Raw genomic sequence first — 18,054 nt, 5'->3', positions numbered from 1 at the left:
GCTGGGGGTGGCCGCAGAGACCAGCGAGAAGCGACTGTTTACTAAAAACACAGGTCCGTGCGAAGCCGTAAGGCGATGTATACGGACTGACGCCTGCCCGGTGCTGGAACGTTAAGGGGACCGGTTAGCTCACTTTCGGGTGGGCGAAGCTGAGAACTTAAGCGCCAGTAAACGGCGGTGGTAACTATAACCATCCTAAGGTAGCGAAATTCCTTGTCGGGTAAGTTCCGACCTGCACGAATGGCGTAACGACTTCTCGACTGTCTCAACCATAGGCCCGGTGAAATTGCACTACGAGTAAAGATGCTCGTTTCGCGCAGCAGGACGGAAAGACCCCGGGACCTTTACTACAGTTTGATATTGGTGTTCGGTTCGGCTTGTGTAGGATAGCTGGGAGACTGTGAAGCTCGCACGCCAGTGTGGGTGGAGTCGTCGTTGAAATACCAGTCTGGTCGTGCTGGATGTCTAACCTGGGTCCGTGATCCGGATCAGGGACAGTGTCTGATGGGTAGTTTAACTGGGGCGGTTGCCTCCTAAAGGGTAACGGAGGCGCCCAAAGGTTCCCTCAGCCTGGTTGGCAATCAGGTGTTGAGTGTAAGTGCACAAGGGAGCTTGACTGTGAGACCGACGGGTCGAGCAGGGACGAAAGTCGGGACTAGTGATCCGGCGGTGGCTTGTGGAAGCGCCGTCGCTCAACGGATAAAAGGTACCCCGGGGATAACAGGCTGATCTTCCCCAAGAGTCCATATCGACGGGATGGTTTGGCACCTCGATGTCGGCTCGTCGCATCCTGGGGCTGGAGTCGGTCCCAAGGGTTGGGCTGTTCGCCCATTAAAGCGGTACGCGAGCTGGGTTTAGAACGTCGTGAGACAGTTCGGTCCCTATCCGCTGTGCGCGTAGGAGTCTTGAGAAGGGCTGTCCCTAGTACGAGAGGACCGGGACGGACGAACCTCTGGTGTGCCAGTTGTTCTGCCAAGGGCATGGCTGGTTGGCTACGTTCGGGAGGGATAACCGCTGAAAGCATCTAAGCGGGAAGCCTGCTTCGAGATGAGGACTCCCACCCACTTGATGGGGTAAGGCTCCCAGTAGACGACTGGGTTGATAGGCCGGATCTGGAAGCACGGTAACGTGTGGAGGTGACCGGTACTAATAGGCCGAGGGCTTGTCCATTGATGCTCGCGTCCACTGTGTATGTTCTGAGGCAACGAACGGTTGCCGGCTCAGAGCTGAACCGAGACACAAGTAAAGAGTGTGCTTGTTCGCTCGAAACCATTAGGGTTTCGGTGGTCATAGCGTGAGGGAAACGCCCGGTTACATTCCGAACCCGGAAGCTAAGCCTCACAGCGCCGATGGTACTGCAGGGGGGACCCTGTGGGAGAGTAGGACGCCGCCGAACAATCTTTGGAGGACCCCTGGTCACCAGCGTTCAGCTGGGACCAGGGGTCCTTTTGTTTTTACAATGCTTGAGGTACCACAGACAGGAGTCACCATGTCCACCAACTCTCCCGGCGACCGTCCGGAGCGCGACCAGCGGCGACGGGACAGTGGTGACCGGGGTGACCGAGGCGGCTTCCGGCGCGACAACGACCGCCGGGACCGCGACAACGACCGCCGTGACAACGAGCGTCGCGGCAGCGACCGTGGCGGCTACGGCCGGCGGGACGATCGCGACCGTGGTGACCGCCGCGATGACCGGCGTGACGATCGCGGTGGTTTCCGTCGGGACGACAGCCGTGGTGGTGGGTTCCGCCGTGAGGGCGACCGGGGCGCGCGTCCGGGATTCCAGCGGGACGACCGCCGCGATGACCGGCGTGACGACCGTGGCGGTTTCCGCCGTGACGACCGGCGCGATGACCGCAGGGACGACCGGCGTGACGACCGTGGTGGTTTCCGCCGCGACGACCGACGGGACGACCGCCGCGACGACCGGGGCGACCGTCCCTCGTACCGCCGCGACGACGACCGCGGTGGCTACGGACGGCGTGACGACCACCGCGGTGGTTTCGGGCGCCGTGACGACCGTCGCGACGACCGACGGGACGACCGCGACCGTGGCGACCGCGGCGGCTTCCGCCGTGACGATCGCCGCGATGACCGGCGTGACGATCGCGGTGGTTTCCGTCGGGACGACAGCCGTGGTGGTGGGTTCCGCCGTGAGGGCGACCGGGGCGCGCGTCCGGGATTCCAGCGGGACGACCGCCGCGATGACCGGCGTGACGACCGTGGTGGCTTCCGCCGTGACGACCGGCGTGATGACCGCAGGGACGACCGGCGTGACGACCGTGGCGGTTTCCGCCGCGACGACCGACGGGACGACCGCCGCGACGACCGGGGCGACCGTCCCTCGTACCGCCGCGACGACGACCGCGGTGGCTTCCGCAGGGATGACCGGCGCGATGACCGTGGCGGCTTCCGTCGGGACGACAACCGGGACGACCGCCGTGACGACCGCCGTGACGACCGTGGTGGCTTCCGGCGGGACGACAGCCGTGGGGAGCGCGGCGGCTTCCGGGGACGGGACGACCGTGGCGGCCGTGGGCCCCGCAGGGACGACCGCGGTGGCCGGCCGGGCGGCGGCTTCCGGGGACGTGACGGCCGGGACGACCGCCGTGGCGGTGGCCGGTTCCGCGACGAGCGGGACCGGGACCGCGACCGGGAGCCGATCAAGCGGCTGCCGATCCCGGAGGACGTCACCGGCGACGAGATCGACAAGGACGTCCGGCAGGAACTGCAGAGCCTGCCCAAGACGCTCGCGGAGGACGTCGCCAAGAACCTGGTGATGGTCGCGCGGCTCATCGACGAGGACCCCGAGGGCGCCTACGGCTACTCCAAGGTCGCCCTGCGCCTGGCGTCCCGCGTGGCCGCCGTGCGTGAGGCCGCCGGGTTCGCCGCGTACGCGACCCAGAAGTACAGCGAGGCCCTCGCCGAGTTCCGGGCCGCCCGGCGGATGACCGGCACCGTCGAGCTGTGGCCGCTGATGGCCGACTGCGAGCGCGGGCTCGGCCGGCCGGAGAAGGCACTCGACATGGCCGGCGCCCCGGAGGTGCACAAGCTGGACAAGGCCGGGCAGGTCGAGATGCGGCTCGTCGCCGCCGGCGCCCGGCGTGACATGGGCCAGCTGGACGCGGCCATCGTGACGCTCCAGAGCCCGGAGCTGGCCTCCAACTCGGTGCAGCCCTGGACCGCGCGCCTGCGCTACGCCTACGCCGACGCCCTGCTGGCCGCCGGCCGGGAGCGCGAGGCGCGGGAGTGGTTCGCGAAGGCCGTCGAGGCCGACCGGGACGGCAGCACGGACGCCTCCGACCGGCTCGCCGAGCTGGACGGCGTGGAGTTCGTCGACGCCCTGTCCGAGGACGCCTCGGACGAGCCCGGTGAAGCGGCCGGGGAAGAGGCCGGGGAAGAGGCCGGATCCACGGACGCCTCTCCGGAGGACGGCGACAAGCACTGACGCCGGCAGTCACCTGAAAGGGGGGCGGGCTCCATGGGAGCCCGCCCCCCTTTTCGTTTTCAGGTCGTGCCCCGGCTCAGATCTCCAGTGCGCGCAGCACCAGCCCCGACGCCGGCTTCGGGCCGAACGACGTCGACTTGCGGGGCATCGTCACCCCCTGCCGGGCCAGGTCGCGTACGACCTCCTCGCGGACCGGGTGCATCAGTACGGCCGTACCGCCGTCGCGTTCCGCCTTCTCGACCGTCGCCGCCGTGTCGTGGATGTACGCGATGTGCGCCGGGGAGTCCTCGGGGATGCGCCACACGTGCTCCAGCAGCGTGGCGTGCAGCACCGTGGCGTCCAGCGAGCGCCAGGCGGCCGGCCGGTCCGCCGGGACGGTCCGGGCCAGCAGCTGCTGATCCGGGCGGTCGAGGAGGTGGAAGGCGCCGTCACCGGCCAGCAGGAACGCGTTGCCCGCGCAGGACGCGTCCGCAAGGGCCGCCAGGGCCTCCGGCAGGGGCGCGTCGAGCCGCCGTACCCGGAACAGGCCGTCCACCGCCCGCAGCGCGTCCGCGACCGGCAGGCCGTGCAGCAGCCGGTGGATGGCGCGGACCCGCAGCGGATAGCGGACGGTGTCGACCAGCAGGACCAGGCCGTAGTCCCAGGGGCTGGGCGAGGGGTGTTCCAGGCGCAGCCGCCGGTAGGTGGCCCAGCGGTGGTGGCCGTCGGCGATCAGTGCCTGGCGGCCGGCCAGGTCGCTCTGGACGCGGGCCAGGTCGACGGGGTCGGTGATGGACCACAGGCGGTGCCGGAAGCCGTCCTCGGTGGTGGTGGCCAGCAGCGGCGGACGGCTCGCCGTACGCTCGATCACCTCGGCCGCCGTACCGGTGCCCGCCTCGGCCGCAGTACCCACGCCCACCCCGGCCGTCGTACCCGCGCCAGGGCCGGCCGGCGTACCGATGCCCACCCCCGCCGTCGTACCGGAGGCCATTACGCCGTCGCCCCGGTAGGTCAGCAGCAGTGGTTCCAGGTTCGCGCGGGTGGCGCGCATCAGGGCGGCGCGGTCGGCGACCACGGGCGGCATGACGTCCTCGTGCGGCAGCACCACGCCCTCGGCGGGCTCCGTCACCCGGAGCGTGCCGATGATCCCGCGCTGGAGCATGCCGTCGCCGTCTTGCTGCTCGTACACGTACAGGCCCGGATCCGGGTCGGCGACGAGGATGCCCTCGGCCAGCCAGCGGCGCAGGGTGTCGGCGGCCTGCTCGGTGCGGGCGCTGGGGGTGCCGGCCTGCGGCAGGATCAGCCGGACGATGTTGTGCGGATCGGCCGACTCGAGGTGGTGCAGGCCGTCGGGCCGTACGACGACGTCGTAGGGAGGGGAGGTGACGGAGGCGAGGCTGCCGACCCGGTCGGGGTCGTAACGCAGGCCACGGAACGGGGTGAGTTCCAGGCCGCGGCGCGTCGTTGCCTCCGAGTGACCTGCTGTCTTCATCCCGGCATCGTACGTGTGTCGGCGGCATGCGGGATGATCGGGGGAAAGGCGAGTCTACGAGGAGCGATACGGACATGAGCCAAGGCGTCAGGACCAGGCCCGAGGGCAGTGGGCAGCCCCTGAGCGAGGCGTACGACACGGCGCTGCTCGACCTGGACGGGGTGGTCTACGCGGGTGGCAGCGCGATCGCGCACGCGGTCGACTCGCTGGCGGTGGCCCGCTCGGGCGGCATGCGGCTGGCATACGTCACCAACAACGCGCTGCGCACCCCGGACACGGTGGCCGCGCACCTGACGGAGCTGGGCATACCGACCGGCGCGGACGACGTCATCACCTCCGCGCAGGCCGTCGCCCGGCTGATCAGCGAGCAGGTGCCGGCCGGGGCGCGGGTGCTGGTGATCGGCGGCGAGGGGCTCAGGGTGGCGCTGCGCGAGCGCGGCCTGGTGCCGGTGGAGTCGGCGGACGACGACCCGGCGGCGGTCGTCCAGGGCTACGGCGGGCCGGACCTGCCGTGGGGCCGGTTCGCGGAGGCGTCGTACGCCGTCCGCCGGGGCGTGCCGTGGTTCGCGTCCAACACCGACCTGACGATTCCCAGCGGGCGGGGCATCGCGCCGGGCAACGGGGCGGCCGTGGAGGTCGTACGGATCGCGACCGGCGCCGAGCCGCAGGTCGCGGGCAAGCCGCTGCCCCCGATGCACCGGGAGACGATCATCCGGACCGGTGCCGAGCGCCCGCTGGTGGTCGGGGACCGGCTGGACACCGACATCGAGGGCGCGTTCAACGGCGGGGTCGACTCGCTGCTGGTGCTGACCGGTGTCACCGACGGGGCGCAGCTGCTCGCCGCGCCGCCGCAGCACCGGCCGACCTATGTGGACGCGGATCTGCGCGGGCTGCTCACCGGGCAGCCGGAGGTCACCGGGGACGGGGCCGGGTTCCGCTGCGGCGGCTGGACGGCGACGGCCGGGGCCGACCGGCTGGAACTGACGGGCGACGGCGAGGCACAGGACGGGCTGCGGGCGCTGTGCGCGGCGGCCTGGACGGCGGCCGGCGAGGGCTCCTGCGCGCTGGACGGCGGCAAGGCGCTGGCCCGGCTGGGGCTTTGACGGGCCCGGCCGGGGTAGTCACCCCAGGGCTGTTTCGACCGTCCGGCCCGGGGCGCCGCTCTCCGGCCGTCCCGGCTGCGGGCAGTTCCCCGGCCGGGATTGTCGCGGCCCCGGCCGGGATTGTCGCGGCCGGGGATCGAGAAGCAGAGCAGGGTAGGCTAACCTAACCTCGTGTTGGTCGACAGTCCTCCGGAACAGCGCGCGGAGCACGCCCCCGCGCCCCCAACCCGCCATGTGGCCAGGGCCCTTGGGCTCCTGCTCTCGGCCGTGCTCCTGGTGCTCGTCGCCCTGGCGAGCATCGCGGTCGGGGCGAAAGGGCTGTCACCGGACCAGGTCTGGCACGGCCTGTTCCACGACACGGGCACGTACGGCGACGTGGTCGTGGGCGAGCGGCTCTCGCGCACGGTGCTCGGCCTGCTGGTCGGTGCCGCGCTCGGGCTGTCCGGCGCGGTGCTCCAGGCGCTGACCCGCAACCCGCTGGCCGACCCCGGGCTGCTCGGCATCAACGCGGGCGCCTCCGCCGCCGTCGTCACGGCCATGACCTATCTCGGCGTCACCAGCCTGACGGGCTATGTGTGGTTCGCGTTCCTGGGCGCGGCGGCGGTCGGCGGGCTGGTGTGGTTCCTCGGCGGCAGCCGGGGCGCCACCCCGGTGCGGCTCGCGCTCGCCGGTACGGCGATCACCGCGGCCCTGTACGGCTATCTCCAGGCCGTGATGATCACGGACGGCGCGGCCCTGGGCAAGATGCGCTTCTGGACGGTGGGTTCGCTGGTCTCGGCCAGCGACTCGACCATCGTGCAGGTGCTGCCGTTCCTCGCGGTCGGCACGGTGCTGGCGCTGGCGCTGGCCCGGCCGCTGAACGCGGTGGAGATGGGTGACGACACCGCCCGCGCCCTCGGCGCCAACCTCGACCGCACCCGCGCGCTGGCCATGCTGTCCGCCGTGGTGCTGTGCGGTGCCGCGACCGCCGCCTGCGGCCCGATCATGTTCGTCGGCCTGATGGTGCCGCACGTCGTGCGCTCCTTCACCGGCCCCGACCTGCGCTGGATCCTGCCGTACGCCACCGTCCTCGCGCCCGTGCTGCTGCTCGGCTCCGATGTCCTCGGCCGGGTCGTGGCCCGGCCCGCCGAGCTCCAGGTCGGCATCGTCACCGCGGTCATCGGCGGCCCGGTCTTCATCTTTCTCGTACGACGGCGGAGGACGGCCCAGCTGTGAAGACCCACTCCAGGAGCCGTGCCGTACGCACCCCCGGCGGGCTCTCCGTGCGCCTGGACCCGCGTGCCCTGACCGTCGTCGTGCTGCTGCTGGTCGCCGCCGGCGCCGCCGGGGTCGCCCTGATCGGGACCGGCGACGCGAAGATCCCGGCGGCCGACGTACTGCGGACGCTCGCCGGGAACGGCACCGCCTACCAGGACTTCATCGTCAACGAACTGCGCCTGCCCCGGGTCCTCGTCGGTCTGCTGGTCGGCGCCTGTCTCGGCCTCGGCGGCGCCCTGTTCCAGTCGATCTCCCGCAACCCGCTGGGCAGCCCGGACGTGCTCGGCCTGTCGCAGGGCTCCACGGCCGGCGCGCTGGTCGTGATCGTGCTGCTGTCCGGCAGCGCCTCCCAGGTGACCGTCGGCGCGCTGGCCGGCGGCCTCGCGACCGGTCTGGCCGTCTATCTGCTCGCCTGGAAGCAGGGCGTGCACGGCTACCGGATGGTGCTGGTCGGCATCGGCGTCAACGCGGTCATGACGGCCGTCAACGGCTATCTGCTCACCAAGGCCGACCTGGTCGACGCCGCCCGCGCGGTGGTGTGGATGACGGGTTCCCTCAACGGCCGGGACTGGGAGCAGGTGTGGCCGCTGCTCGCGCTGTGCGCCGTCCTCGTCCCGCTGGTCCTCGTCAACGCCCGCGGTCTGCGGATGATGGAGATGGGCGACGACATCTCCAACGCGCTCGGCGTGCGCGTCCAGTGGGTGCGGCTGCTGCTCATGGTCAGCGCCGTCCTGCTCACCGCCGCCGCCACGGCCGCCGCCGGCCCCGTCAGCTTCGTCGCGCTGACCGCGCCGCAGCTCGCCCGCCGGCTGACCCGCTCGCCGGGGCCCAACCTCGTGCCGTCCCTGTGCATGGGCGCGACCCTGCTGGTCGCCGCCGACTGGGCCTCCCAGCGCGCCTTCGGCGCCGACCAGCTGCCCGTCGGCGTGGTCACCGGCGTGCTCGGCGGCGTCTACCTGCTGTGGCTGCTGGTCACCGAGCGCCGGGCGGGCCGGATATGACCCCGGCCGGCCCGACGAACAATCCGAGGAGCACTGTGAACCGCCTGTCCGCCGAGAACGTCACCCTCGCCTACGACCAGCGAGTCATCGCCGAGCAGCTGTCGGTGGAGATCCCCGACCACTCCTTCACGGTGATCGTCGGCCCGAACGCCTGCGGCAAGTCGACGCTGCTGCGGGCGCTGTCGCGGATGCTCAAGCCCAGCGAGGGCCGAGTGCTGCTGGACGGACAGGCCATCCAGTCGATGCCCGCGAAGAAGGTCGCCCGCACCCTCGGCCTGCTGCCCCAGACGGCCGTCGCGCCCGACGGCATCACGGTCGCCGACCTCGTCGGCCGGGGCCGCTACCCGCACCAGGGCCTGCTGCGCCAGTGGTCGGCCGAGGACGAGCGGGTCGTCCAGGAGTCGATGCGGCAGACCGGCGTGGCCGAGCTGGCCGACCGGTACGTGGACGAGCTGTCCGGCGGGCAGCGGCAGCGGGTGTGGATCGCCATGGCGCTCGCCCAGCAGACCCCGCTGCTGCTCCTGGACGAGCCGACCACCTACCTGGACATCCAGCACCAGATCGACGTCCTCGACCTGTGCGCCGAGCTGCACGAGGAGCAGGGCCGGACGCTGGTGGCGGTGCTGCACGACCTCAACCACGCCGCCCGCTACGCCACCCATCTCATCGCCCTGCGCGGCGGGAAGGTGATCGCCGAGGGCGCGCCGGGCGACATCGTCACCGCCGACCTGGTGGAAGAGGTGTTCGGACTGCGCTGTCAGGTGATCGACGACCCGGAGACGGGCACCCCGCTGGTCGTGCCCGCCGCCCGCAAGGCACGGCTCACAGCAGCTTCCTGAGCCGGAACAGATCCAGCAGGCTCGCCTCCAGCCGGACCCGGCCCTTGCCCCAGGCGGTCGCGAAGTTCAGCTCGCCGTCCACCAGGGCCACCAGGTCGTCCCCGGCCAGGGCGAGCCTGATCTGCGCCTTCTCCCATGGCGGGCCGGGACGGGTGGCGTCCACCTCGATCCGTCCGCCCGTCATCCGGCCGGCGAAGGTGACGTCCAGGTCGGTGATGTGGCAGCTCACCGAGCGCTCCAGCGCGGCGGCCGCGCGGACCTCGCCCTCGGCCCCCAGCATGTTGTCCGAAAGCTTCCCCAGCGCGGCGCGGCACTCCTCGATCGTGGCCATCGCCCCCGACGGTACCGCAGCGGTTCGGGGTAGCGTCGGGGCATGAGCGAGTCCGTGTCCGAGGCCGGTACGGCGGCGCCGGCCGAGCCCGATCGGGCGTCCGAGCCCGCCGCCCCGGCCCCCCTGAACATCCCGCGCACGCCGACCGGCGACGCGGGCGTCGACGCGTGTCTGGAGCGGCTGGCCGACGCCGGCCACCTCGCCACCGACGGACACGCCGAGGTGTACGAGGATGTACTCCGGGGGCTGCGCGACGCGCTCACCGCGCTCGACGCCCGCCCGGAACCTCCGGCGCCCCCGACGCCGTACCCCAGCAGACCGTAACCAGAGCAGGAGCTGAACCGAACGTGGCAGGAGTCGCACGCCGCCGTCTCGACGCGGAGCTGGTCCGCCGGAAGCTCGCCCGTTCGCGCGAGCACGCCAGCCAGCTGATCGCCGCCGGGCGGGTCACCGTCGGCAAGACCGTGGCGACCAAGCCGGCCACGCAGGTGGAGACCGCCGCCGCCATCGTCGTCCAGGCCGACGACAGCGATCCCGACTACGTCTCCCGGGGCGGGCACAAACTGGCCGGCGCGCTGGAGGCCTTCGTGCCGCAGGGGCTCGTGGTCGAGGGCCGGCGCGCGCTCGACGCCGGCGCGTCCACCGGCGGCTTCACCGATGTCCTGCTGCGTGCGGGCGCCGCGCATGTCGTCGCCGTGGACGTAGGCTACGGACAGCTCGCCTGGTCCCTGCAGCAGGATGAACGCGTCACCGTCAAGGACCGTACGAACGTACGCGAGTTGACGCTGGAGGCGATCGACGGGGAGCCGGTGGAGCTGGTGGTGGGTGATCTGTCCTTCATCCCGCTCGGACTGGTGCTGCCCGCCCTGAAGCGGTGCGTGACGCCGGACGCCGACCTGGTGATGATGGTCAAGCCGCAGTTCGAGGTCGGCAAGGACCGGCTCGGCAGCGGTGGTGTCGTACGCAGTCCCGAGCTGCGGGCGGAGACCGTGCGGAAAGTGGCCGAGCAGGCGTGGGAGCTGGGCCTCGGCGTGCGGTCGGTCACCGCCAGCCCGCTGCCCGGGCCCTCGGGGAACGTCGAATACTTTCTCTGGCTGCGGGCGGGGGCACCCCGGGTGGACCCGGCCGACGTCGACCGTGCAGTGGCGGAGGGGCCGCGTTGACACAGAACCGTGCGCGTACTGTTTTCCTGCTCGCCCACACCGGGCGGCCCGCGGCGATCCGCAGCGCGGAACTCGTCGTCAAGGGCCTGCTGCGGCACGGCATCGGGGTGCGGGTGCTGGAGGAGGAGGCGTGCGACCTGCCGCTCCCGGACGAGGTGCACCTCGTCAAGGAGGCCACCGCGCAGTGCCTGGACGGCTGTGAGCTGCTGATCGTGCTGGGCGGTGACGGCACGCTGCTGCGCGGGGCCGAGTTCGCGCGGGCCTCCGGGGTGCCGATGCTCGGCGTCAACCTGGGGCGCGTCGGATTCCTCGCGGAGGCCGAGCGGGACGACCTGGACCGGGTGGTGGACCGGGTGGTGGCCCGCTCCTACGAGGTCGAGGAGCGGATGACCGTCGACGTCGTCGTGCACCGCAACGGCGACATCGTGCACACCGACTGGGCGCTGAACGAGGCGGCCGTGCAGAAGGCCGGCGCGGAGAAGCTGCTCGAGGTCGTGCTGGAGATCGACGGGCGGCCGGTGTCGGAGTTCGGCTGCGACGGGGTGATCCTGTCCACGCCCACCGGATCCACCGCCTACGCCTTCTCCGCCGGCGGCCCGGTGGTCTGGCCGGAGGTGGAGGCCCTGCTGATGGTGCCGATCAGCGCGCACGCGCTGTTCGCCAAGCCGCTGGTCACCTCCCCGGACTCGGTGCTCGCGGTGGAGGTGCTGCCGCACATCCCGCCGGGCGTGCTGTGGTGCGACGGCCGGCGCACGGTCGAGCTGCCGCCCGGGGCGCGGGTGGAGGTGCGCCGGGGGGCGGTGCCGGTGCGGCTGGCCCGGTTGCACCACTCGTCGTTCACCGACCGGCTCGTGGCGAAGTTCGCCCTGCCGACCACCGGGTGGCGGGGGGCGCCGCACCACTCCTCGGAGTGACACAGGCGGGCCATGTGCGCTGCCCGCCCCGGACCTCGTATGGTCTGTTCCGTGTTGGAGGAGATGCGGATACGGTCGCTCGGGGTCATCGACGATGCCGTCGTCGAGCTGTCACCGGGGTTCACCGCGGTCACCGGTGAGACGGGTGCGGGCAAGACCATGGTGGTCACCAGCCTGGGGCTGCTGCTCGGCGGCCGGGCGGACCCGGCGCTCGTGCGGATCGGGGCGGAGAAGGCGGTGGTGGAGGGGCGGATCGCCGTACCCCCGTCGGCCGCCGCCGTCGTACGCGCCGAGGAGGCCGGGGCCGAGCTGGACGACGGCGCCCTGCTGATCAGCCGTACCGTCTCCGCCGAGGGCCGCTCCCGGGCGCATCTGGGCGGGCGCAGCGTGCCCGTCGGGCTGCTCGCCGAGCTGGCCGACGACCTGGTGGCCGTGCACGGCCAGACCGACCAGCAGGGGCTGCTGAAGCTGTCCCGGCAGCGGCAGGCGCTCGACCGGTACGCGGGCGACGCCGTCGCCGTGCCGCTCGCCGAGTACACCGGGGCCTACCGGCGGCTGCGGGCCGTCTCCGCCGAGCTGGAGGAGATCACCACGCGCGCGCGGGAGCGGGCGCAGGAAGCCGACATGCTGCGCTACGGCCTCGACGAGATCGCCGCCGTGGAGCCCCGGCCCGGCGAGGACGCCGAGCTGGCCGAGGAGGCCGGACGGCTCGGGCATGCCGAGGCGCTGTCGTCCGCCGCGACGGCCGCGCACGCCGCCCTGGCGGGCAACCCGGAGGACCCCGAGGGGATCGACGCCTCGACCCTGGTCGCGGGCGCACACCGCGCCCTGGAGGCCGTACGGGCGCACGACCCGGCGCTGGCCGCGCTCGCCGACCGGATCGGGGAGATCGGCATCCTGCTCACCGACGTGGCCGGTGAGCTGGCCGGATACGCCGACGATCTCGACGCCGACCCGCTGCGGCTGGCCGCCGTGGAGGAACGCCGGGCCGCGCTGACCGCGCTGACCCGCAAGTACGGCGAGGACATCGACGCGGTCCTCGCCTGGGCCGAGCACGGCGCCGCCCGGCTCACCGAGCTGGACGGCGACGACGAGCGGATCACCGAGCTGACCGCCGAGCGCGACGCGCTCCGGAGCGAACTGGGCGTCCTCGCGCAGCGGCTGACCGACGCGCGGACCGAGGCCGCCGAACGGTTCGCCGCGGCCGTCACCGCCGAACTGGCCTCGCTGGCCATGCCCCACGCGCGCGTGTCCTTCGACATCCGGCAGACCGACGACCCCGAGGGCGTCGAGGTCGGCGGGCGGACGGTCGCCTACGGCCCGTCGGGCGTCGACGAGGTCGAACTGCTGCTCGCCCCGCACCCGGGCGCCCCGGCGCGGCCCATCGCCAAGGGCGCCTCCGGCGGTGAGCTGTCCCGGGTGATGCTCGCGGTCGAGGTCGTCTTCGCGGGCACCGATCCGGTCCCGACGTACCTGTTCGACGAGGTGGACGCCGGGGTCGGCGGCAAGGCCGCGGTCGAGATCGGCCGGCGCCTGGCGAAGCTCGCCAAGACCGCGCAGGTCGTCGTGGTCACCCACCTGCCCCAGGTCGCCGCGTTCGCCGACCGTCAGCTGCTGGTGGAGAAGACCAACGACGGCTCCGTGACCCGCTCCGGCGTCAAGGTCCTGGAGGGCGAGGAACGCGTCCGCGAGCTGTCCCGCATGCTGGCGGGCCAGGAAAACTCGGAAGCGGCCCGCGCCCACGCGGAGGAACTGCTGGCTACGGCGCGGGCGGAGGTGTAGCGGGGGCGGCACCGGGCGTCTGGCGGGGGGGGCGGTCGGGTGCGGCCCGGTTCCGAGTCGTTTCCTAAGGTGGGCGGCATGATCGACAAGCGGACGTGCCGCCCCCTGCTCCTCGCCGCCGCGCTCACCCGGGCCGGCCAGGCCGTGCTGCGCGCCGCGCCGCCCGGCGGACGTGCGCGCTGGGAGCGGACCAACCACGCCGGGAGGGCCGTCGGGCTGTACGCCGGGCCCGCCGTGGCGGTGGGGGCCGGGATCGCCGCCGCCCGGGTGCATCCCGCGGCCGGGGCCGCGGTGCTGGCCGCCGGGGCGTGCGGGGCGTACGACGATGTCGCCGGGGACCACCGGCGCGGGTTCCGGGCCCATCTGCGGGCGCTGCGGCACGGGGAGATCACCAGCGGGGCCGTGAAACTGTTCGGGATCGCGGCGGCGGGGCTGGCCGCGGGCGCCGTGCTGAAGGAGCGGCCGGCCGACAAGCTGCTCGCCGGGGTCGTCATCGCCGGGAGCGCCCATCTCGTGAACCTGCTCGACGTACGGCCGGGCCGGGCCGCCGGCGCCGTGCTCGCGCTCGGGGCGCCCGGGCTGCTGCGCGAGGGGCCCGGGGCGCGGCTGGCCGCCGGGGCGATGGGCGCCGCCGCGGCCGTGCTGCCCGACGACGCGGGGGAGCGGGTGATGCTCGGGGACACGGGGGCGCACGCGCTCGGTGCCGCGCTGGGGGCGGCCGTGGTCGCGGGAAACCGGCGCGCGGGACTGCTCGTGCACGCCGTCGCGCTGGTCGCCGCGGCCTGCTGCGGGGACCGGGTGAGCGCCCTGGCGCGTGCCCTGCCCGGCTGACCTCGCCGTATGCCCGCGCGTACGGCCCGTTCAGGGCTGCCCCTCCCTCACCCGTGTGGGTGATGTGCTCCGGCGCATTGCCCCGGCCCGCCGCACGATGCGCCCTCCCGGATCTTCCCTGAACGGCCGTGTGCCCTGGCATGCTTGGCGGGGAACACGGGCGGACAGCGGGCCCGGACGGTCCGCGGGGGAGGCGCGCGGGCTGCGCTCTTCCGCCCCCCTGAGCCCCCAACCTTCTGTACGTTTTCCCGTGACCGCCCCACGCGCCTTCTCGTGACCGCCCCACGACCCAGGAGCCCTGGCCCCGTGAGCCCGCTGAGCAGCAACGCACCGCACGGCCGGCCGCCGCTGCGCACCGTGCAGGTGCTCGGCGGAGGCAACGCCGCCAGCAGCGCGCATGTGCGCTCCCTGGCCGAGGGCCTGGTCGCGCGGGGCGTACGGGTCACGGTGTGCGCCCCCACCGAGGCCGACCGGGCCTACGACTTCAGCGGCACCGGCGCCTCCCACGTCCACGTGCCGCGCAGCAGCGACCCCGTCTCCGTGGCCGCCCTCCGTACCGCCTGCGCCCACGCCGACCTGGTGCACGCCCACGGGCTGCACGCCTCGTTCCGGTCCGTGCTCGCGCTCGGCGGGCGCACCACCCCGCTGGTGGTGACCTGGCACGACCGCGCCCACGCGGAGGGCCCGCGGGCCCAGCTGCTGCGCATGCTGGAGCGGCGGGTGACGCGCACCGCGGCCGTCGTCCTCGGCACCAGCCCCGACCTGGTCGACCGCGCCCGGCGGACCGGCGCGCGGGACGCCCGGCTCGCTCCGGTCGCCCTGCCCGGACGGCGTCGGCCCGCCGGCCCCGACGAGGCCGCGGACCACGACGACGCCGACCGGCAGCGGTCCAAGGTCCGCGCCGAACTCGGCGCGATCGACCGCCCGTTGCTCCTCGCGGTCGGCTCCCTGGACCGCCACCGCGGCTACGACGTCCTGCTCGACGCGGCCCGCCGGTGGCGGGAGCGGGACCCGGTGCCGCTGGTGGTGATCGCGGGGGAGGGGCCGCTGCGGCCGGTGCTCCAGCGGCGGATCGAGGACGAGGAGCTGCCGGTGCGGCTCGTCGGGCGCCGTGACGACGTCCCCGAGCTGCTCGCCGCCGCCGACCTGGCCCTGCTGACCAGCAGATGGGAATCGCGGTCCGTCCTCGCCCAGGAGGCGCTGCACGCACGCGTGCCGCTCGTCGCGACCCGGGTCGGCGGCATCCCCGATCTCGTCGGCGACGCGGCCGAACTCGTCCCGTACGGCGATCCGATGGCCCTCGCGGAGACGGTCCTCGCGCTGCTCGCCGACCCCGGGCGGCGCGCCCGGCTGCGCGAGCGCGCGGCCCGGCAGTGCGCGACCTGGCCGACCGAGGACGAGACCGTCGCCCAGGTCCTCAGCGTCTACGACGAGCTGACCCAGCCCAGACCGCTGGCCTAGCCCGCCGGCTGCCGCGCGACACGGTCGTGCAGGGTGTAACCGCCCTCGGTGACCGCCATGTCGGCGGCCGGGGCCATGCACTTGGTCAGCAGGGGCTTGCCCTTGGCCGTACCACCGGACAGCCCGGCGCGGGCCGGTCCGTCCTCGGGGACGAGGAAGCTCACGCCCATGCGGGTGCCCAGGCCCAGCGTGTCGATCCAGGGGTGGCCGGGGCTGGTGCGCACGAGCCGGCCGGTCACGGTCGCCGTCGGGCCACCGGTGGTGAGGCAGTCGACCTTGAGGTCGCCCCAGTAGTCGCGCCCGTCGACGACGTGGGAGATGCGGAAGGTGCCCCAGGAGCGGACGGGGATGCTGCCCTGGTGGTAGACGGAGTGCGCGTCCACCGTGACCCGCACCTGCTCGGTGGTCACCTCGTAGGCCAGCCGCGCCTCGCCCTTGAGGGACGAGGCGAAGCCGGTGGCGGCGGTGCCGGTCGCAACGCCGGGGGGCGCGGTCGCGGACGCCGCTCCGGCGGGCGCGGCGACCGCGGCGACGAGCGCGAGGACGGCGGACGAACGCAGGGTCTTCTTCAGCACGGTGAGACTCCCCTCCTGCACTGCGGTGACGTAGCCCGATCCTCGGCGACCGCGCGGCTCCGGGCGTCCCTCCGTGGTCGCATCCTGAGAGGCACCGCACGGATGACGCGGCCCTCGCCGGTCAGACCGCGGGACTAGTCACGGCCCTCCGCTCGGCGCCGGGCCTACGGCACGTGCCGGCGGGCCCGCAGGGCCAGGCTCAACGCCAGTACCGTCTGCGGGTCGTCCAGGTCGGTGCCCAGCAACTCGCCGATGCGGGCCAGGCGGTTGTACAGCGTCTGACGGTTGAGGTGCAGCTCGCGGGCCGTCTCCGCCTTGCGGCCCGCGTGCGCGAGATAGGTCTCCAGCGTCGGCAGCAGCGGCGGCCGGGAGCGCCGGTCGTGCTCGCGCAGCGGGCCGATCGCCCGGTCCACGAAGGCCGCGAGGTCCGGGTGGTCGCGCAGCCGCCACAGCAGCAGGTCGATGTCCAGGCGCCGGGCGTCGTACCACGGCTGGTCGGACAGGCCCTGGGCCGCCGTCGCCGTCTCCGCCGCGTGCCGCAGCCCCGCCGAGGCCGCCGCCCAGCCGCCGGCCACCCCGGCCACCACCACCGGCGGCGGTGAGCCCGGCCGCCGCATCCCGGCCCGTTCCACCCCGGCCCGCAGCGCCGCCGCGACCCGGTCCGCGACCGCCGTCCGCTCCGCCTCCGCGCGCAGCCCCAGCAGCACCAGGACCCGGCCCTCCACCGGCCGCACGCCCAGCAGCACCGGCACCCCCACCGCGGCCAGCTCCTCGGAGACCGCCCGGGCCAGCACCGCCCAGCCGCCACCGGGCGAGAGGGTGTCCCCGATCCGCATCACCACCGGCAGCAGCGGGCTGTCACCCGGCTTGAAGCCGAGCACCCGGGCCTGCGCCGGGGCGTCCTCCGCCGCGATCCGGCCCTCGGCGAGATCGGTGAGGAAGTCCCCGCGCCCGCGCGCCGCCAGCTCCTCCTCCTGCCGGGCCTGCATCAGCACCACGGCCAGGATGCCCGCGGCCCGCTCGGCGGCGATCCGGTGCACGGGAGCCGGCGTCGCGCGGACCGGCAGCAGGACCAGCCGGGCGCGCACCGAGCCCGCCGTGCCGGGGCCGCCGCCGGGCACGTCCACCAGCACCGTGCCGGCCGGCGGCGGGACCTCCTTGTGCGGGCCGCGCAGCCCCTCCCACACCTGGAGCGGGTCGGCGCCCTCCGGCCCGGCCCCGGCGGCGTACAGCAGCCGGCCGTCCGCCGTCTCCAGGAACACCGGGTTGCCGCTGAAGTCGGCCAGGATGCACAGCACCTGCGGCACCCCGCCGCCGCCCAGCAGCGCCTCGGTGCAGCGCCGGTGCACCTCCTCGGCGCGCTGGAGCAGCGCGTAGTGGCCGTTGACGATCTCGGTGTGGATCTCCTCGGTCACCGTCACGAACGGCACCTCGCGGTGCAGCTGGACCAGCGGCAGACCGGCCGCCCGGGCCGTGTCCACCAGCGCCGCCGGCAGCCGGCCGAAGCGCGGGCCCAGCTCCACCACCAGGGCGGCGATGCCCCGCTCGGCCAGGGTCCGCACGAACGCCCGCTGCTCGGCCGGCCGGGTGCCCAGGCCGTAGCCCGTGGTGAGCAGCAGCTCGCCGCCCTTGAGCAGCGAGGCGATGTTCGGGACCTCGCCCGCGTGCACCCAGCGCACGGTGCGGCCGAGCCGGTCGCCGCCCGCCAGGATCTCCGGCAGCCCGCTGCGCAGTCCGGGCAGCTCCAGCGCCCGCTGCACGGTGATGCCGGCGCCCTGGGTGTCGAGTCGGTGGTCCGTACGGCTGTCCATGCAGCGGACGCTACCCGTGCGCACGTTTCGGGGACATCTCCGCGCGATCACGGCGGCGGTCACCGGG

The 18,054-nt window shown here is 73.5% G+C and carries 16 protein-coding genes and 2 rRNA genes (1 of these 18 only partly in view); 14 read left to right on the top strand and 4 right to left on the bottom strand.

The annotated features are described in order from the left end of the window. The 4 genes from HB370_RS10190 to HB370_RS41340 form a co-directional block, all read left to right on the top strand. Positions 1–1,170, top strand: a 23S ribosomal RNA gene (locus tag HB370_RS10190); it begins 1,953 nt to the left of the window's first position. 109 nt (positions 1,171–1,279) lie between these two features. Then, positions 1,280–1,396, top strand: a 5S ribosomal RNA gene (gene rrf, locus HB370_RS10185). A 160-nt stretch (positions 1,397–1,556) separates the two neighbouring features. Continuing rightward, the gene (locus tag HB370_RS41345; protein WP_244406020.1) at positions 1,557–2,780 is read left to right on the top strand and encodes a hypothetical protein; all 1,224 of its coding nucleotides are present in this window, start codon (positions 1,557–1,559) and stop codon (positions 2,778–2,780) included. Beyond that, positions 2,672–3,448 carry a tetratricopeptide repeat protein gene (locus tag HB370_RS41340; RefSeq protein WP_208974513.1) on the top strand — a complete coding sequence of 259 codons (777 nt, stop codon included), beginning with the start codon at positions 2,672–2,674 and terminating at the stop codon, positions 3,446–3,448. Before HB370_RS41345 ends, HB370_RS41340 begins: the two co-directional genes overlap by 109 nt. A 76-nt stretch (positions 3,449–3,524) precedes the next feature. Here HB370_RS41340 and HB370_RS10175 read toward each other — a convergent pair whose 3' ends face one another. Further along, positions 3,525–4,919 (bottom strand): DUF1015 domain-containing protein, encoded by a 1,395-nt coding sequence (locus HB370_RS10175; protein WP_030790653.1) that lies wholly within the window; start codon positions 4,917–4,919, stop codon positions 3,525–3,527. Between the two features lie 74 nt (positions 4,920–4,993). On the opposite strand from HB370_RS10175, the gene HB370_RS10170 reads away from it, so the two are divergent. The 4 genes from HB370_RS10170 (at position 4,994) to HB370_RS10155 (ending at position 9,119) form a co-directional block, all read left to right on the top strand. Beyond that, entirely contained in the window at positions 4,994–6,022 is a 1,029-nt protein-coding gene (locus HB370_RS10170; RefSeq protein WP_030790651.1) for an HAD hydrolase-like protein, read from the top strand. 171 nt (positions 6,023–6,193) lie between these two features. Beyond that, positions 6,194–7,237 carry an iron ABC transporter permease gene (locus tag HB370_RS10165; protein WP_030790649.1) on the top strand — a complete coding sequence of 348 codons (1,044 nt, stop codon included), beginning with the start codon at positions 6,194–6,196 and terminating at the stop codon, positions 7,235–7,237. Next, entirely contained in the window at positions 7,234–8,280 is a 1,047-nt protein-coding gene (locus HB370_RS10160) for an iron chelate uptake ABC transporter family permease subunit (protein WP_030790648.1), read from the top strand. Before HB370_RS10165 ends, HB370_RS10160 begins: the two co-directional genes overlap by 4 nt. After that, positions 8,277–9,119 carry an ABC transporter ATP-binding protein gene (locus HB370_RS10155; RefSeq protein WP_106980769.1) on the top strand — a complete coding sequence of 281 codons (843 nt, stop codon included), beginning with the start codon at positions 8,277–8,279 and terminating at the stop codon, positions 9,117–9,119. Before HB370_RS10160 ends, HB370_RS10155 begins: the two co-directional genes overlap by 4 nt. On the opposite strand, the gene HB370_RS10150 is transcribed toward HB370_RS10155, so the two are convergent. Next, a complete protein-coding gene (locus HB370_RS10150; RefSeq protein ID WP_030790645.1) occupies positions 9,103–9,450 on the bottom strand; it encodes a sterol-binding protein in 348 nt (115 codons plus the stop codon). The genes HB370_RS10155 and HB370_RS10150 overlap by 17 nt on opposite strands. A gap of 42 nt (positions 9,451–9,492) precedes the next feature. Here HB370_RS10150 and HB370_RS10145 point away from each other — a divergent pair, with 42 nt between their 5' ends. The 6 genes from HB370_RS10145 (at position 9,493) to HB370_RS10120 (ending at position 15,601) form a co-directional block, all read left to right on the top strand. Beyond that, on the top strand, positions 9,493–9,774 hold the full coding sequence (locus tag HB370_RS10145) for a hypothetical protein (protein WP_030790643.1): 282 nt from the start codon (positions 9,493–9,495) through the stop codon (positions 9,772–9,774). A gap of 23 nt (positions 9,775–9,797) precedes the next feature. Further along, a complete protein-coding gene (locus HB370_RS10140) occupies positions 9,798–10,613 on the top strand; it encodes a TlyA family RNA methyltransferase (protein ID WP_030790641.1) in 816 nt (271 codons plus the stop codon). After that, positions 10,610–11,527 (top strand): NAD kinase, encoded by a 918-nt coding sequence (locus HB370_RS10135; RefSeq protein WP_030790638.1) that lies wholly within the window; start codon positions 10,610–10,612, stop codon positions 11,525–11,527. The genes HB370_RS10140 and HB370_RS10135 overlap by 4 nt, the downstream gene beginning before the upstream one ends. Positions 11,528–11,566: 39 nt before the next feature. After that, the gene (gene recN / locus HB370_RS10130) at positions 11,567–13,309 is read left to right on the top strand and encodes a DNA repair protein RecN (protein WP_030790636.1); all 1,743 of its coding nucleotides are present in this window, start codon (positions 11,567–11,569) and stop codon (positions 13,307–13,309) included. Positions 13,310–13,387: 78 nt separating this feature from the next. After that, entirely contained in the window at positions 13,388–14,140 is a 753-nt protein-coding gene (locus HB370_RS10125; protein ID WP_030790633.1) for a hypothetical protein, read from the top strand. Between the two features lie 306 nt (positions 14,141–14,446). Beyond that, positions 14,447–15,601, top strand: a complete 1,155-nt coding sequence (locus HB370_RS10120) for a glycosyltransferase family 4 protein (protein WP_030790630.1) — start codon at positions 14,447–14,449, stop codon at positions 15,599–15,601. On the opposite strand, the gene HB370_RS10115 is transcribed toward HB370_RS10120, so the two are convergent. Together HB370_RS10115 and HB370_RS10110 are read right to left on the bottom strand one after the other, a co-directional pair. Beyond that, entirely contained in the window at positions 15,598–16,176 is a 579-nt protein-coding gene (locus HB370_RS10115) for a hypothetical protein (protein ID WP_051816087.1), read from the bottom strand. The two genes, HB370_RS10120 and HB370_RS10115, sit on opposite strands and share 4 nt — an antisense overlap. A 164-nt stretch (positions 16,177–16,340) precedes the next feature. After that, entirely contained in the window at positions 16,341–17,987 is a 1,647-nt protein-coding gene (locus HB370_RS10110) for a PucR family transcriptional regulator (RefSeq protein ID WP_030790624.1), read from the bottom strand. Between the last annotated feature and the right edge of the window lie 67 nt (positions 17,988–18,054).

It is taken from the genome of Streptomyces sp. DSM 40868, from assembly GCF_011820545.1.
Taxonomy (GTDB): Bacteria; Actinomycetota; Actinomycetes; order Streptomycetales; family Streptomycetaceae; genus Streptomyces; species Streptomyces eurythermus.
The sequence above is the reverse complement of the archived record's forward strand: the minus strand, read 5'-3'. Positions and strand labels throughout refer to the sequence as shown.